Origin of the sequence: Cellulomonas fimi (assembly GCF_012952065.1) — a bacterium.
Taxonomy (GTDB): Bacteria; Actinomycetota; Actinomycetes; order Actinomycetales; family Cellulomonadaceae; genus Pengzhenrongella; species Pengzhenrongella fimi_A.
Genome location: NZ_JABCJJ010000078.1, coordinates 1 through 899 on the forward strand (window position 1 = coordinate 1; position 899 = coordinate 899).

Genomic DNA, 899 nt, shown 5'->3' on the forward strand with positions numbered 1-899 from the left:
GCGGGCGAGGTCCGCACCATCATCGGCACCCTGCGCGGGGCGCTGGAGAAGAACGACGCCACGGCGCAGGACTCGCTGAAGAAGGCCAAGGCCGCCGTCGACGCGATCGGCTGACGCGTCGATGAGCAGGTGGAGCATCACCCCCGAGGGGGTCGAGAGCGTCCTGACCAAGGTCGGGACGGTGGCGCAGACGCTGAGCGGTGCGGCCGAGGGGCTGCCGGCGTCCGCGGAGTCGGCGCTCGCGGCCACGGGCGGCAACCCGATCATCGGTGACGCGCTGCTGGGGTTCTTCACCCACCACCGCCCGACGCTCGAGTCGATCGGGAACCGGGTCAACGCCTCGGTGGGCGGCGCGGCCGCGGCGACGCAGTGGTACCTGCGGGGGGACGAGACGATGGCTGCCCAGCAGCAGGCCGCCGCGGCCACGGTCGCGGGCACGGGCGTGCCGACGTTCCAGGTGCCGGCCCGGTGACGGACGTGCGCTCCGCGTCGGGCATCAACCCGTCGGCGATCCCCGGGGCGGACCTCGACCCGGACGCGGTCGTCGCGGCGGCGAACACGCTGGCCGCCGGTGGCGCCGCGGTGCGGGACGCGGGTGCGGACGTGGTGGGTGAGTGGCGGGGGCTGGCCGCGCACTACGAGGCGCCCGAGGCCCCGACCCTGTTCGCGGTGATGAACCCGGTCGAGACCAAGGCACGCGAGTTCGGCGACGACGTCGAGGCCGTCGCGGCCGCGCTGAGGACCTACGCGGACGCGATCCGCCCGATCAAGGCGGCGCTGGCGCGGGTGAGGTCCGACGCGTACGCGTTCCGGTCCACGATCGCCTCGAACGCCGAGTGGGAGTACGACCAGGGCCTGGTCGACGAGAACACCGCGCTGATCTCGCGGGTGAACGCCCA

Annotated in this window: 2 protein-coding genes; both read left to right on the forward strand. The window is 74.1% G+C overall.

All coding sequences use genetic code 11. The features are described from left to right. Positions 1-121 precede the first annotated feature (121 nt). Positions 122-472 (forward strand): DUF6507 family protein, encoded by a 351-nt coding sequence (locus HIR71_RS17700; RefSeq protein ID WP_169326104.1) that lies wholly within the window; start codon positions 122-124, stop codon positions 470-472. Continuing rightward, positions 469-899 (forward strand): hypothetical protein (locus tag HIR71_RS17705; RefSeq protein ID WP_211374335.1); only part of this gene is annotated, 431 nt, incomplete at its 3' end. The genes HIR71_RS17700 and HIR71_RS17705, both read left to right, overlap by 4 nt.